The organism is Pseudomonas sp. FP2309, from assembly GCF_030687575.1.
In the GTDB taxonomy this organism is placed as follows: domain Bacteria; phylum Pseudomonadota; class Gammaproteobacteria; order Pseudomonadales; family Pseudomonadaceae; genus Aquipseudomonas.
In genome coordinates, this window is record NZ_CP117439.1 from 4496717 (window position 1) to 4511206 (window position 14490).

Annotated in this window: 16 protein-coding genes; 5 read left to right on the plus strand and 11 right to left on the minus strand. The window is 60.9% G+C overall.

The window, feature by feature from the left end; genetic code table 11:
* The first annotated feature begins 139 nt into the window (after positions 1-139).
* Positions 140-844: a methyl-accepting chemotaxis protein gene (locus PSH59_RS26445; RefSeq protein ID WP_370694436.1), complete on the plus strand. Its 705-nt coding sequence runs from the start codon at positions 140-142 to the stop codon at positions 842-844.
* Positions 845-895: 51 nt separating this feature from the next.
* Here PSH59_RS26445 and PSH59_RS20690 read toward each other — a convergent pair whose 3' ends face one another.
* A complete protein-coding gene (locus tag PSH59_RS20690; protein ID WP_248079916.1) occupies positions 896-1459 on the minus strand; it encodes an NAD(P)H nitroreductase in 564 nt (187 codons plus the stop codon).
* Positions 1460-1598: 139 nt separating this feature from the next.
* On the opposite strand from PSH59_RS20690, the gene PSH59_RS20695 reads away from it, so the two are divergent.
* The 3 genes from PSH59_RS20695 to PSH59_RS20705 are packed head-to-tail and all read left to right on the plus strand — an operon-like array spanning position 1599 to position 5222.
* Positions 1599-3026 carry a di-heme oxidoredictase family protein gene (locus tag PSH59_RS20695; protein ID WP_305393562.1) on the plus strand — a complete coding sequence of 476 codons (1428 nt, stop codon included), beginning with the start codon at positions 1599-1601 and terminating at the stop codon, positions 3024-3026.
* Between the two features lie 31 nt (positions 3027-3057).
* The gene (locus tag PSH59_RS20700; protein WP_305393563.1) at positions 3058-4122 is read left to right on the plus strand and encodes an imelysin family protein; all 1065 of its coding nucleotides are present in this window, start codon (positions 3058-3060) and stop codon (positions 4120-4122) included.
* Positions 4123-4124: 2 nt separating this feature from the next.
* Positions 4125-5222: a DUF1513 domain-containing protein gene (locus PSH59_RS20705; protein ID WP_248080199.1), complete on the plus strand. Its 1098-nt coding sequence runs from the start codon at positions 4125-4127 to the stop codon at positions 5220-5222.
* A 65-nt stretch (positions 5223-5287) separates the two neighbouring features.
* Here the strand turns inward: PSH59_RS20705 and PSH59_RS20710 are convergent, their stop codons facing one another.
* The 10 genes from PSH59_RS20710 to PSH59_RS20755 all read right to left on the minus strand — a co-directional run bounded on the left by PSH59_RS20710 (position 5288) and on the right by PSH59_RS20755 (position 13939).
* Positions 5288-5515: a hypothetical protein gene (locus tag PSH59_RS20710; RefSeq protein WP_248079910.1), complete on the minus strand. Its 228-nt coding sequence runs from the start codon at positions 5513-5515 to the stop codon at positions 5288-5290.
* The gene (locus PSH59_RS20715) at positions 5512-6231 is read right to left on the minus strand and encodes a lipopolysaccharide kinase InaA family protein (protein ID WP_248079909.1); all 720 of its coding nucleotides are present in this window, start codon (positions 6229-6231) and stop codon (positions 5512-5514) included. Before PSH59_RS20715 ends, PSH59_RS20710 begins: the two co-directional genes overlap by 4 nt.
* A 4-nt stretch (positions 6232-6235) precedes the next feature.
* Positions 6236-6916, minus strand: a complete 681-nt coding sequence (locus tag PSH59_RS20720) for a class I SAM-dependent methyltransferase (protein ID WP_305395320.1) — start codon at positions 6914-6916, stop codon at positions 6236-6238.
* 187 nt (positions 6917-7103) lie between these two features.
* The gene (locus PSH59_RS20725) at positions 7104-8384 is read right to left on the minus strand and encodes a HAMP domain-containing sensor histidine kinase (RefSeq protein ID WP_248079906.1); all 1281 of its coding nucleotides are present in this window, start codon (positions 8382-8384) and stop codon (positions 7104-7106) included.
* Complete coding sequence (gene colR, locus PSH59_RS20730) at positions 8374-9057, minus strand: response regulator transcription factor (protein ID WP_248079904.1); 684 nt, start codon at positions 9055-9057, stop codon at positions 8374-8376. The genes PSH59_RS20725 and colR overlap by 11 nt, the downstream gene beginning before the upstream one ends.
* 264 nt (positions 9058-9321) lie before the next feature.
* Complete coding sequence (gene groL, locus PSH59_RS20735; RefSeq protein WP_305393564.1) at positions 9322-10968, minus strand: chaperonin GroEL; 1647 nt, start codon at positions 10966-10968, stop codon at positions 9322-9324.
* A 50-nt stretch (positions 10969-11018) separates the two neighbouring features.
* Positions 11019-11315 (minus strand): co-chaperone GroES, encoded by a 297-nt coding sequence (gene groES, locus PSH59_RS20740; RefSeq protein ID WP_003175874.1) that lies wholly within the window; start codon positions 11313-11315, stop codon positions 11019-11021.
* Between the two features lie 247 nt (positions 11316-11562).
* On the minus strand, positions 11563-12039 hold the full coding sequence (locus PSH59_RS20745; protein WP_305393565.1) for an FxsA family protein: 477 nt from the start codon (positions 12037-12039) through the stop codon (positions 11563-11565).
* Positions 12040-12105: 66 nt separating this feature from the next.
* Entirely contained in the window at positions 12106-12837 is a 732-nt protein-coding gene (locus tag PSH59_RS20750) for a HugZ family protein (protein WP_248079901.1), read from the minus strand.
* 94 nt (positions 12838-12931) lie between these two features.
* Positions 12932-13939: a DUF481 domain-containing protein gene (locus PSH59_RS20755; RefSeq protein ID WP_248079899.1), complete on the minus strand. Its 1008-nt coding sequence runs from the start codon at positions 13937-13939 to the stop codon at positions 12932-12934.
* A 202-nt stretch (positions 13940-14141) separates the two neighbouring features.
* Here PSH59_RS20755 and PSH59_RS20760 point away from each other — a divergent pair, with 202 nt between their 5' ends.
* A complete protein-coding gene (locus tag PSH59_RS20760; protein ID WP_370694437.1) occupies positions 14142-14456 on the plus strand; it encodes an MGMT family protein in 315 nt (104 codons plus the stop codon).
* The last annotated feature ends 34 nt before the right edge of the window (positions 14457-14490 follow it).

The following is a 14490-nucleotide window of genomic DNA, read 5'->3' on the forward strand; positions in this document are numbered from 1 at the left end:
GACCATCGCGCAGATCAAGCAAAGCATCACCGAAGCCCGCGGCACGGCGGACCAGTCTTCGGCCATTGCGCGCCAGACCAGCGAAGGCATGCAGGTGCAGTTCCGCGAAATCGACCAGGTGGCCACCGCCTCCAATGAAATGAGCGCCACCGCCCACGACGTGGCCAACAGCGCGTCCCATGCCGCCAGCGCGGCGCGGGGGGCTGACCAGTCGGCGCGTGAGGGCATGTCGATCATCGAACAAAGTACCCGCGACATCACCACCCTGGCCGAAGAAGTCAGGAAGGCCGTGGGCGAAGTCGAGGCGCTGGCGGTCAACAGCGAGCAGATCGGCTCCGTGCTCGAAGTGATTCGCAGCATTGCCGAACAAACCAACCTGCTGGCGCTCAACGCCGCGATTGAAGCGGCACGCGCCGGGGAAAGCGGGCGTGGGTTCGCGGTGGTGGCTGACGAAGTGCGCAACCTGGCCAAGCGCACCCAGGATTCGGTGGAAGAAATCCGCCAGGTGATCGAGCGGATCCAGAGCGGTACCCGTGGCGTGGTGGCGACCATGCACTCGAGCCAAAACCAGGCCCAGAACAATGCCGGGCAGATCCATCAGGCGGTGCAGGCCCTGGGCAAGATCAGCGACGCCGTCACCGTGATCAGCGACATGAACCTGCAAATCGCCAGCGCCGCCGAACAGCAGAGCGCCGTGGCCGAAGAGGTCAACCGCAACGTGTCGGCGATTCGCACCGTGACCGAAACCCTCACCGGCCAGGCCACCGAATCGGCGGCCATCAGCAGCCAACTCAATGCGCTGGCCAGCCAGCAGATGAAACTCATGGATCAGTTCAAGGTTTAAATCACAACAAAACACCCCTGTGGGAGGGCCACCTCCCACAGCATCCGTGCCTTAAAGGCCGGTCCAGGCGCTGACAAACTGCGTCAGGTCTTCTTTGGCGGCCGTACGCGGCGGGTTCTGCGGGGTACCCAGGTAGAGGAAGCCAATCACTTGCTCATCCGCCGTCAGCCCCAGGCCCTTGGCGACGTGGGCAGAGTACGACAACTCACCGGTGCGCCACACCGCGCCGATCCCTTGGGCATAAGCGGCCAGCAGAATGCCGTGTGCCGCACAGGCCGCCGCCAGCAGTTGCTCGGATTTGGGCACCTTGAAGTGTTCCTGCAGGCGGGCAATCACCACCACCACCAACGGCGCGCGCAACGGGCCGTTCTGGGCCTTGTCGATAGCGGCTTGCGGCGCATCGGGGTCTTGCAGGCGCGCAGCCTCGGCCAGCAGCGTGCCCATGTGTTCACGGGCCGCACCTTCTACCGTGAGGAAACGCCACGGACGCAGTTGACCGTGGTCGGGGGCGCGCATGGCGGCGGCGAACAGGACGTCGCGCTGCGCCTGGGTCGGTGCCGGCTCCAGCAAACGCGGCACGGAAACACGGTTGAGCAAAGCGTCGAGAGCCTGCATTGGCCACCTCCAGAAAAAAATGTGCGGTCATTCTAGCGGGAATGAATCGGCTACCACCAAACGATAATTGCTCTTATTCATTCCCCCCGGCCCTGTTAGACTTTGCGACCACATTTTTCGACCTGATTCAGGAAACTCGATGGTTCGTTCGCTTGTTCGTTTGTCCGTTGCATGCATGGCCTTGGGCCTGGTGGCATGCGATGACGCCCCACGCTTTACCAAGGCCGAGCCTGGCGAGGCGCGGGCGGGAGGCGCGGCGACGGTGAACAAGCGTGACCAGAACGCGTTTTCGCTGCCATCGGCCAACCTGTCACCGACGCGCCGCCTGGACTTCAGCGTCGGCAACAGTTTCTTTCGCAGCCCCTGGGTGATCGCGCCGTCCACCACCACGGCCCGTGACGGCCTGGGCCCGCTGTTCAACACCAACGCCTGCCAGAACTGCCATATCAAGGACGGCCGCGGCCACCCGCCGCTGCCCGACGCGGCCAACGCGGTGTCGATGCTGGTGCGTCTGTCGATCCCTGACACCCCCGCCTACGCCAGGCTCATCGAACAGGCGGGCGTCGTGCCGGAGCCGGTGTACGGCGGGCAACTGCAGGACATGGCCGTGCCCGGCGTGGCGCCGGAGGGCAAGGTGCGCGTCGACTACACGCCGGTCAATGTCACCTTCAAGGACGGCACGGTGGTGGAGTTGCGCAAGCCGGACCTGCAGATCACCCAGCTCGGCTATGGGCCGATGCACCCCGACACGCGCTTCTCGGCGCGCATCGCGCCGCCGATGATCGGCCTGGGTCTGCTCGAGGCCATCAGCGACGCCGACATCCTGCGCAACACCGACGCGGGCACGGCCGACAAAGGCGCCATCGTCGGCCGTGCGAACCGGGTGTGGGACGACGCCGAACAAAGGACCGTCCTCGGGCGTTTCGGCTGGAAAGCCGGGCAACCGAATCTCAATCAACAAAATGTTCACGCATTTTCAGGTGATATGGGCCTCTCCACGTCCCTGAGACCCTTCGATGACTGCACCGACACCCAGGTGGCCTGCAAACAGGCGCCCAACGGCAACGGCCCCGATGGCGAGCCGGAAGTCAGCGATAACATCCTGCGTCTGGTGCTGTTCTACACCCGCAACCTTGCAGTGCCCGTGCGCCGTGACGTCGACAGCCCCCAGGTGCTGGCCGGCAAGAACCTGTTCTATCAGGCCGGTTGCCAGGGTTGCCATAAACCGACATTCACCACCGCCGCCAACGCGGCCGAACCCGAACTGGCCAGCCAGGTGATCCGGCCCTACAGCGACCTGCTGCTGCACGACATGGGCCCAGGCCTTGCCGACAACCGCACCGAATTCAAGGCCAGTGGCCGCGACTGGCGCACTGCGCCGTTGTGGGGCATCGGCTTGACGCAAACCGTGGGTGGTCACACCCAGTTTTTGCATGACGGCCGCGCCCGCAATCTGCTTGAGGCCGTGCTCTGGCATGGCGGTGAGGCACAAGCCGCGCAGCAGCATGTGTTGTCCTTTAATGCCGAGCAGCGCGCTGCGTTGCTGGCCTTCCTGAATTCTTTATAAGCTTCGCCCCAATTACAGAAGGGAGCTCGACATGTTCCGTCCCAAGTTGTTGTTCACCAGCCTGGCCGCCCTCGCCCTTGGTGCCTGCTCGCCCCAGGACCCGCAAGCGGTCACCTCGGCGGCGATCGCCAAACAAGTGATCCTGCCGACCTACAGCCGCTGGGTCGAAGCCGACCGTCAGTTGGCCGTCAGTGCCCTGGCCTACTGCCAAGGCAAGGAAAGCCTGGACACCGCCCGTGCCGACTTCCTCCACGCGCAAAAAGCCTGGGCCGAACTGCAACCGCTGCTGATCGGCCCATTGGCCGAAGGCAACCGTTCGTGGCAAGTGCAGTTCTGGCCGGACAAGAAAAACCTGGTCGGTCGTCAGGTCGAGCAACTGGTCGAAGCCCAGCCACAGATCGACGGCGCCGCCCTGGCCAAGTCCAGCGTGGTGGTGCAAGGCCTGTCGGCCTACGAATACATCCTCTACGACGCCAAGACCGACCTCGCTGATGACACGCAGAAAGCCCGTTACTGCCCGCTGCTGGTGGCGATCGGCGACCGTCAGAAAGCCTTGGCCGAGGATATCCTGGCCAGTTGGAACAGCACCGACGGCATGCTGGCGCAGATGACCAAGTTTCCCAACCAGCGCTACGCCGATTCCCACGAAGCCATTGCCGACCTGCTGCGTGTGCAAGTGACCGCACTGGACACCCTCAAGAAAAAACTCGGCACGCCGATGGGCCGCCAGACCAAAGGTATCCCGCAGCCATTCCAGGCCGACGCATGGCGCAGTCAATCATCCCTGCAAAGCCTGGAAGCCAGCCTCGCAGCTGCCCAGACTGTGTGGGTCGGTGTCGATAACAAGGGCTTGCGTGGCCTGTTGCCTTCAGACCAGAAGCCGTTGGCCGAGAAGATTGACGCGGCGTACGCAGCGTCTCTGAAGCTGTTCGCCAGCAACCAGCGCACCCTCAACGAACTGCTGAGCGATGACGCCGGACGCCAGCAACTCAACGACATTTATGACAGCCTCAACGTCGTCCACCGCCTGCACGAGGGCGACCTGGCCAAGGCGCTGGGCATCCAACTGGGCTTTAACGCCAACGACGGTGACTGATGATGCTCAGGCGACAGGTTTTGGCGGTTGGCAGCGTGCTGCTCAGTGCGCTCACTCTGGGTGGCTGGACCCTGTTCAAAAGCAAAGACAAGGGCCCGCTGCTGCTGTCGGCGCGCGATGATGCAGAAGGCGGGCACTACGCCGTGGGTTATCGCCTGGACGGCAAGCAAGTGTTTGCCACCCGGGTCGGCCAACGCTGCCATGACATCATCAACCACCCGACGCTGCCGATTGCGCTGTTTGTCGCCCGTCGGCCGGGCACCGAGAGCTACCTGATCGACCTGCGTGATGGCGCCTTGCTGCAAACCCTCACGTCGCTGCCCAACCGCCATTTCTACGGCCATGCGGTGATTCACAAGAGCGGCGACTTTCTCTACGCCACCGAGAACGACACATCCGACCCCGGCCGTGGCCTGCTCGGCGTGTATAGGTTCGAAGGCGAGCGCCTGGTGCACAGTGGTGAGCTTTCCACCCATGGCATCGGCCCGCACCAAGTGTCGTGGATGCCCGACGGCGAAACGTTGATCGTGGCCAATGGCGGTATCCGCACCGAAGCCGAAAGTCGCGTGGAAATGAACCTCAACGCCATGGAACCCAGCCTGGTGCTGATGCGCCGCGACGGCACCTTGATCAGCAAGGAAACCCTGGCCCAACAGATGAACAGCGTGCGCCATATGGGCATTGCCAGCGACGGCACCATCGTCACCGGACAGCAATTCATGGGGCCGTCCCACGAGCGTTCCGAGTTGCTGGCGATCAAGCGGCCGGGACAGCCATTCGTGGCCTTTCCGGTGGCGGACGCGCAGTTGCAGGCGATGGGGCACTACACCGCCAGCGTCGCCGTGCACAGCGAGTTACGCCTGGTGGCGCTGACCGCACCGCGCGGCAATCGCTTCTTCATCTGGGATATGGACAGCGGCGAGCTGCGTCTGGACGGGCCCTTGCCGGACTGCGCCGGCGTCGGCGCGGTGGCGGATGGGTTTGTGGTGACATCGGGCCAAGGCCGTTGCCGTTTCTATGATTGCCGCCAGACGCCGTTGGCAGCCACGCCGCTGGAGCTACCGGCGGGGCTCTGGGACAACCACCTGCACTTGATTTAAACCGGTTTGCCAGACAAAAAAAGGGCCTCGCATCGCAAGGCCCTTTCTTGGGGGTTTGAATCGTTTCAACTTTGCGGCCTCATCCCTTGAGACAGTCCAAACATGAACAGCAGCAGCTCGTGGTCCGGCTTGGCTGCCACACTCGCCTTGGCGACGCGCGGCAACAAGCATTGCGCACCCTCCTGCGTAGCGCTGAGTACCTGTGTGCGAGGCTGTTCCCACGCAGCCAGGGCCAAGGCTGCAACGCCTAATGCCCCCACCAGGAACACACCTCGTGCTATTTCTAGCTTCATTTGGTTAAACCCTTGATAGCGCTGCCAAACGCCGTCTCGTAAAAGTAGCTCAGTTTTGCCCAGTCGCTATCGCTCCACGACGAATGGCGACGCAGCTGTTGCATATCGTGGGAAGCCGCGCGATAGGCGGTCAAGCGTTGGCGGCACTTTTCAAAATCCAGCAAGGCTACCTCGACGTTGGCCGAGTCGCCCTCTCCCGTCACCCGTACGAAAATATGCTTGATATACAGGCAACCATGCTGCCAGCGCCCTTTGTGCATACGGGCCAGGGTGCCGGCCAATTCCTTGAGCAGGCGTTCGTGCAGCAACTCGCCGTAGCGTTCACGGCCGCCTGCGGCGTACCAGTTTTCAATTTCGTCGAAGCCGTCGAGGGCCGAAGTGACCAACAATGCCTTCCATTGGTGCTCGGCATCACGGCGTGCCTCACAGAACACCAGTTCCGGCACGCGCACGTCGAGCAAACGCAGACCCTTGAGAGCGTCGCGCTCACGCAGCACGGTAGGGCGACCGAAGGGATGCAGCCAACTGCGGTAAATATGACCGGTCTGGCGTTTGCTGTAGAGCAAGCGGCCATTGGCGCTCGTCACCCGCTGCACACCACTTTCACCGCCGCGCCGACGATTGGGCTCTTCGACCCACTCGCCCTGCTGGCGCCAGAAGTAATCGAACCTTTCTTCGGGAGTTACGTGACTGCCTGCTACGCACTCAACTGCCATCCTGTTACCTCTTGCGCAATACATACACCCGCCACATGGCGTAGAGCGGTATGAAGTCCAGGGATTCCTGAACACGGAACCCGGCCTGCTCAAATTCTGCCTCGACAGTAGCAGCCGGTAACACAAACCGGTTTTGGTAACCGTCCTGCTCATCTTTTTTGCGACGCTGCGCTTCGAGCCGCTTGCGTTTCCAGGCTTTGAAATTGCCGTCGACCCACAGCGAAATGATCACGCTGTCGCGGGTAACCCGCTGAAATTCCCGCAATATCGCCAACCGGTGCGCCGGATCCCCAATGTGGTGCAACAGGCGCATACAGAAGATGCTGTCGACCGAGTTATCAGGCAGATCGATGTCGAAAGCAGATGTTTGCAAAGGCCGTACCCGTTTCACCACTTCCGCCGGTTGGGCGACGGTTGCGACCTTGAGCATCGATGCCGAATTGTCAGCGCCGATAATCACGCGGTTGGGTTTTTCCGCCAGTAACGGCCAGAAGCGCCCGGCGCCGCACGGCAGATCCAGCACCAGGCCTGGCTCACCGGCCATCGCCAGCGCACCACGGGCCAATTGCTCGTCGCGTTTATGGGACAGGCGGCGCGCGAGATTGTCCTGATGCTTGAGCAAATATTCCTGCGCGTGTTCGTCGTCGTATTTTTCGGAAAATTCGAGCTTGATGGGGTTAGACATCATTGATCTCCAGTCACTGATGCCTACAACCTTAGGCACCGAACTGTGATCAACAGGTCAACCGTGTGTGAAAAACTCGTCCTGTCCAATTCCATACATTTCAAGACTTTACAGACACAAGCAATAGCATGGGGCCATCTTCGCCGAATGACGGGGATGTCTGGCAGGATAGCGGCAGTGTCAGCGGTCAGGCCTTGGCCTGACCTAATTCCACGTGAAAGCGGCAACCGTTGGGGTCCATGGTACTGAGGCTGACGCGCCATCCCTGGTTCTCGCAAATGCGCTGCACCAACGACAACCCCAGGCCCAGGCCATCACCGCGCTTCTCGCTACCGCGTACGAATGGCTCGAACATCGCTTCGCGTTTTTCTTCGGGAATGCCGACGCCACTGTCTTCCACCACAAACCCACTTGGCTCAAGGGTCAGGCGAATAAACCCTTGCTCGGTGTAATGCAGGGCGTTGCGCAGCAGGTTGCCCATCACCGCGTGCAGGAAGGTGGTGTTGTAGCGTGTGTCCAGGGGGTTGCCGGGGTGGTAGATCAGTTCCAGGCCCTTGTGTTCGATCTGCTCACGCCAGATGCCAAGCAGGTCCTCGGCCACCTGGGTAAGGGTCACCTGGGGCGACATCGCCCCGTCGTTGTGTTCGGCGCGAGCCAGCATCAGGAAGGTCTGCACCAGCTCGCGCATCTCTTCACAGGCGCGGGCAATGCGTTGCACTTGATTGCGCCCGCGCTGATCGATGGCCGGGTTTTCCAGCAACAGTTCGCAGGAACTGGCCAGCACCATCAAGGGCGTGCGCAGTTCGTGGCTCACATCACTGGTGAACATCTGCTCGCGGGACAAGGCCTGGCGCAGTCGCCCCAGCGTGGCATCGAAGGCCACGGCCAGCTCACCTACTTCATCGGCCGCGTAGTCCGGCGCCAGCGGCGGCGCCAGGCCCAGCAACTGGTCGCGATGGCGCACCTGGCGGGCCAGACGCACCACCGGCGCCATCACTTTGCGTGCCAGTACCCAGCCCAGGAACACCGCCAGCGCCAAGCTGAGCACGAAGCCCACCAGCACCACGGCAAACAGCACGCGCTCACGTTCTTCGAAATCGCTTTGATCCTGCAGCAGCACATAACGCCGGCCGTCGATCACTTCGACCATGGCGTGGTAAGAGAGCGACTCGCGAAACACCTCGTGAAAACCCGGTTCCAGGTGCCGAAGGTCTTTGGGCAGCTCGAAATCTCCCCGCCCGCCGCTGAAATAAAACAGTTGGTCCGGTTCGGGCCTGTGGCGCCAGTCCTCGACGCTGTCCATCAACAGCAGCCGTTGCAGGTCGCCGCCCAGGCCCGCTGAGATCAGCTTCTCTTCCACCAGGTGCACCGTCGCAACGATGCCCATGGCGAACGCCCCCGCCACCAACGCGCTCATCAACGCAAAGGCAATGATGATCCGCTGGGCAAGGCTTTGCTTAAACTCCATCACGTCCCTCGGCCAGGCGGTAGCCCACACCGTGCACCGTGTGCAGCAACGGCTTGGCAAAGGGCTTGTCGATCACTTGGCGCAATTGATGAACGTGGCTGCGCAGGCTGTCGCTGTCCGGGCAATCATCGCCCCACAGCGCTTCCTCGAGGATTTCCCGGCGCAGCACATGGGGACTTTTTTGCATCAGTACGGCGAGCAGCTTGAGACCGACCGGGTTGAGCTTGAGCAGGCGCCCTTCGCGGGTCACTTCCAGGGTGTCGAGGTCGTAATGCAGGTCGGCGACTTGCAGGGCACGGCGCCCGCCACCCTGAGCACGGCGCAGCACCGCTTCGATGCGCGCTGCCAGCTCCGAGAGAGCAAAGGGTTTGAGCAGGTAATCGTCGGCGCCGGACTTGAAGCCCTGCAGCCGGTCGTCCAACTGGTCGCGAGCGGTGAGCATGATCACCGGCGTGTCGCGGCGAGCGTCTTCACGCAGACGCTTGCACAGGGTGTAGCCATCGATACCCGGCAGCATGATGTCGAGCACGATCAGGTCGTAATGCTCGGTGGCCGCCAGGTGCAGGCCGGACAAGCCGTCCTGCGCACAGTCGACGGTGTAGCCCTTGAGCCCCAAATAATCCGCCAGATTGGCCAAAATATCGCGGTTGTCTTCAACCAATAAAATTCGCATGGCGGTGTCTCCGTACGCGGTAACGGCCGTGATGGCTCGCGCAGCTTAAGGGCAAGTGTGGCTCACGACTAGGGCGTGAGCTCGACTTCATTGGTATTTTCAACCGATTGACGCGCTTCACGGCTTTTTCACTGATGCTTCACTCGCTGCCCACAAAAGGGCTGTCAGGCTGATGCACCGTCACGCCGAAAAAAAGCAGGGCGTAAAAAAACCCCGCCTGCATCACTGCAGGCGGGGCTTTTTCAGTACAGGGGTAAGGCTGGCTTACATCATGCCGCCCATGCCACCCATGCCGCCCATGTCTGGCATACCGCCGCCAGCCGAGCCTTCAGCTTTTGGCTTGTCAGCAATCGCAACTTCGGTGGTCAGCAACAGACCAGCAATCGAAGCGGCTGCTTGCAGCGCCGAACGGGTGACCTTGGTTGGGTCCAGGATACCCATTTCAACCATGTCGCCGTATTCGCTGGTGGCGGCGTTGTAACCGTAGTTACCTTTACCGTTCTTCACTTCGTTGACCACAACGCTTGGCTCGTCGCCGCTGTTGGAAGCGATCTGACGCAGTGGAGACTCAACGGCGCGACGCAGCACAGCGATACCGACGTTCTGGTCAGCGTTGTCGCCCTTGAGGTCAACCAAGGCTTCCAGAGCACGGATCAGCGCAACGCCACCGCCAGGTACCACGCCTTCTTCGACGGCTGCGCGGGTTGCGTGCAGGGCGTCTTCAACGCGGGCTTTCTTCTCTTTCATTTCAACTTCGGAACCAGCGCCAACCTTGATCACTGCAACGCCGCCGGACAGCTTGGCCAGACGCTCTTGCAGTTTTTCACGGTCGTAGTCCGAAGAAGTCTCGGCAACCTGGGCGCGGATCTGGTTGATGCGCGATTGGATGTCGCTCTCCGCGCCAGCACCGTCAACGATGATGGTGTTTTCTTTGGAGATGGTCACGCGCTTGGCACTACCCAGGTTTTCCAGGGTGGCGCTTTCCAGGCTCAGGCCGATCTCTTCGGAGATAACGGTACCGCCGGTCAATACGGCGATGTCCTGCAGCATGGCTTTGCGACGGTCGCCGAAGCCTGGAGCCTTGACGGCTGCGACTTTAACGATGCCACGCATGTTGTTCACAACCAGGGTCGCCAGGGCTTCGCCTTCAACGTCTTCGGAAACGATCAGCAGCGGACGGCCCGCTTTAGCGACGGCTTCCAGTACTGGCAGCATTTCGCGGATGTTGGAGATCTTTTTGTCGACCAGCAGGATCAGCGGGCTTTCCAGCTCGGCAACCATGGTTTCCGGCTTGTTGACGAAGTACGGGGACAGGTAGCCACGGTCGAACTGCATGCCTTCTACAACCGACAGTTCGTTTTCCAGGCCAGTGCCTTCTTCAACGGTGATCACGCCTTCTTTACCGACTTTTTCCATGGCTTCGGCAATAATGTCGCCGATGGAGTTGTCGGAGTTGGCGGAGATGGTGCCTACCTGAGCGATGGCCTTGGTGTCGGCGCATGGCTTGGACAGGTTTTTCAGCTCAGCTACGACGGCGATGGTCGCCTTGTCGATACCGCGCTTGAGGTCCATCGGGTTCATGCCGGCAGCGACGGCTTTCAGGCCTTCGTTGACGATCGACTGAGCCAGAACGGTGGCGGTGGTGGTGCCGTCGCCTGCGTCATCATTGGCACGGGAGGCAACGTCTTTGACCAGCTGCGCGCCCATGTTTTCGAAACGGTCTTCCAGTTCGATTTCTTTAGCGACGGAAACGCCGTCCTTGGTGATGGTCGGAGCGCCGAAGCTCTTCTCGATGATCACGTTACGGCCTTTAGGGCCCAGGGTCGCTTTTACTGCGTCAGCCAGGATGTTGACACCGGTGAGCATTTTCTTACGGGCGGAATCGCCGAATTTAACTTCTTTAGCAGCCATGATCGATATTCCTTAAATACTTTGTAGTAACGGGAAAATGAGCGGGAAAATCAGTCTTCCAGAACGGCGAGAATTTCGTTCTCAGCCATTACCAGCAGGTCTTCGCCGTCGACTTTCACAGTGTTGCTGCCGGAGTACGGGCCAAAGACAACCTTGTCACCGACTTTAACGGCCAGCGCACGTACATCACCGTTTTCCAGAGTCTTGCCTGGGCCTGCAGCGACGATCACACCGTGGTTGGCTTTTTCAGCAGCCGAACCTGGCAGGACGATACCGCCAGCGGTTTTCTTTTCTTCTTCGCTGCGACGGATTACGACGCGGTCGTGCAGAGGACGAAGCTTGCTCATTGTCGATCTCTCCTAATTGTGTTTTTCATCGGCCGGTATCAGTACCGGCGGGTTGTATTCCGGCGTTGCCGGTCGCGCCTCGCCAAGCAAGACGCGGAAGTCTGTCTGGTGTCACCACCAGAAACCTTGCGGTGACCGTTACATAAGGGCGCACAAGCTGATTACAAGGGGGCGTGATGGAATTTTTTTGCATCTGTCGGTCGGTAAATGAGACACGGCACCCGAAGGTGCCGTGCCAGTGAAGCGGTTATTTGTTGTCGCGGTGCTCGAACTCGCCTTCGATCACATCGCCTTCTCGCCCCAACGGCTGGCGCGGAGTCGGGCCGCCACGGGGTTGCAGGTCGTCGGCGAACGCACGCTGGCGCATCGCCGCCTCTTCGGCGCGCTGGCGCATCTTGTTGGCCAGCACTTTGCGGGTAAACGGCAGCAGCATCACCAGCCCGACTACGTCGCTGATGAAGCCCGGCAGAATCAGCAGACCACCGGCCAGGGCCATCATCAGGCCTTCGAGCATGGTTTGCGCCGGCAGTTCGCCACGGTTCAGGCTTTCACGGGCACGCAGCGCCGTGGCCAGACCGGCGACGCGCAGCACCAGAACGCCGAGCATCGAGCCGAGAATGATCAGCAACAGGGCGGGGAAAAAACCAATCGCACTGCTGACTTGAACGAATACGAACAGCTCCAACACCGGGAACAGCAGAAAGAGCAATAAAAAAGGGCGCATCAAATGGTTCCTCAACGCAAGAATGCCTTGCCAGTCCACCCTAGATGACGTCGCCATTGTGTGAATTCAAGCGTCAGCCACCGCTTTTTTCGGCCAAGCGTCGGCGTGGGCCAATGAAACCAAGGCTTCGCGCACTTGTGTCGGTGTGTTGCAAGGCTCGGCGAAGGGCAACCAGTGCAGCGATTGGCCAATGCGCAGGTGCATGCCTTCGCTGTCGATGCCGACCAATTGCGCGGGCTCGCTGGCAGACAAGCCCGCCAGCGCGACGTAATGGGCGATGGCCTTGGCGTGATCGCTGTTCATGTGTTCGACCATGCTGCGCTCAGCGTTGCCGAAGAACGGGTTGGCCAGGGTCAATTGGTCAACCCAGTGAATCGCGCCGAAACCGCCGATATACCGGTGGCGTACCGGCTTGAGTACCCAGAAATCGAAATCGTGGGCCTTGTGGTAGTTGGCGGACTCGGGAAAGTAGCGGTAATAACGCTCGGCGGCCGCCTCGATGGCGTCGGCCTCTTGCAGCTTCTCGGCTTCGCCCAGGTAGGTCAGGCGCCCTACGGCCTGCACATCATCGGCCTCGCGTTCGCCCACCAACAGGGAGCACTTGGGGTCTTTCTGCAGGTTGTGGGTGTGCTGGGCAATGCGGCTGATCAGGATCAGCGGGCGGCCCTGCTCATCCAGGCAATACGGCACCACCGAACCGAAGGGAAAGCCGGGCATGGCCTTGGACAGTGTGGAGAGAGCTCCACGGTATTCCTTGAGCAACAGCTCTCGGGCGTTCTTGGCAACCTGTGCGCTCAACGTATGACTCCTCGGGTATTCAGCCGCCCACTGCGTATGGGAATGGATCTCAACACAAGGTAATCAATATAAGCGCCGGTTGCCAGGGGCTCTGTTACCAGGCCACACCGAAGCCTGCGGTGTAACGAGTCTTGCTCAAGCTGCTGTCGGAGTCACCACTGATGACGTCGCGCTCGGCCTTGAGGTTGAGAGAGGCCCACTCGGTGACTTTGTAACGCAAGCCCATTTCCGCATCGAGGGAGTAGTCGACCGGCCCGTCGATTGGCCGACCCAGTTCACCGTTGGTGAAGAACTCGACCGTCTTGCCGACCAGGTAACGGTTGTAGTTCCACTTCATGGCCACCGAATAGAAGTTGTCTTTGCCGCCCTCGGCATATTCATAGTCGGTGCGGTTGATCAGCGAGCCAAGGGAGAACGCGCCCAGTTCATCGTCCCAGAACTGGTAGCCCGGGCCGGTACCCACGGTGCGCTGGCGGGCCAGGTCTTCAACTTTGTCGCGCTTGTAGGTCAAACGGCCCTGCCAGAACCAGTGCTCGGTGAGGAAACGGTCCAGGTCGTATTCCAGGGCCCAGTTGTCGGTGGTGGTCACTTCGTCCTGGAATTCGCGGTTGTATTCGCCCTGCCCGGTGTGGCGCCATTGGCCATGGCGCGCGGTAGTCTTGAAGTCGACGTCGTAGTCGTTGGTGTCTTTCTCGGCGCGCTTGTAGTCCAGCGCCATGTCGACGTTGCCCTTCCACACCAGGTCTTCGATCACCGGCTTGGGCTTGAGGATCTGCTGGATGCTTGCCAAATCAACGGTTTTGGGCGCCTCGCCATTGGCCAGCACCACTTTGCCGTCATCTGCCGCCTTGAGGGACTTGGCCTTCTCGCCGACGTAGGCATCCTGCTTGACCAGCAACTCCTGGTCACTCTCCAGGGTCTTGACCTGCTTCCAGTCCACGGGGATGGCGCCTGCATAATCGGTCTGGATCAGCAGCTTGCCGCCGTCGAAGACCTTGATCTTGCCGGTCAGGCGGTCACCGTTTTTCAACCAGACGGTATCTGCGAGCAAAGGCGTGGAGGCGCTGAAAACAGCAAGGCACAGCAGGGTTCTGGACAACATAAGCAGATTCAAGGCTCGAGGTTGGCGAAAAAGAGGGCATTATCGTGTTAGATAACGTCTTAGCAAGGACTGACTCGAGTATCCGGGTTGAGTTCAATGCTCACCGCCATGTTTGCAGATGATTCTTACAAGAATGCCGACGATTTCAACGGATAGCCTCACAGTGACGCACGCTGACGAAACCCCGCAAAGCCCCGCCGAGATGCGCCGCACCGCGCTGTACCTGACTTTGGCGCAAGTGCCCGAAGGCTGCGTGGTGAGTTACGGCGAACTGGCCCAACTGGCCGGCCTGGGACGTGCGGCGCGCTGGGTCGGGCGCACGTTGAGCCAACTGCCCGAGGGTTCCACATTGCCTTGGCATCGCGTGCTGGGTGCCGGCGGTCGGATAAGCCTGCCGGTGGGCAGCGCATCGGGCGACGAGCAGCGCGCACGCTTGCGCAGTGAGGGTGTCAGTATCCTGAATAATCGCGTTGATATTCGGCGCCATGGCTGGCGCCCGGTAGAGCACAGCGGTTAGAGTGCGCGCTTTGTTTCCGCAAACCTGAGGCAGA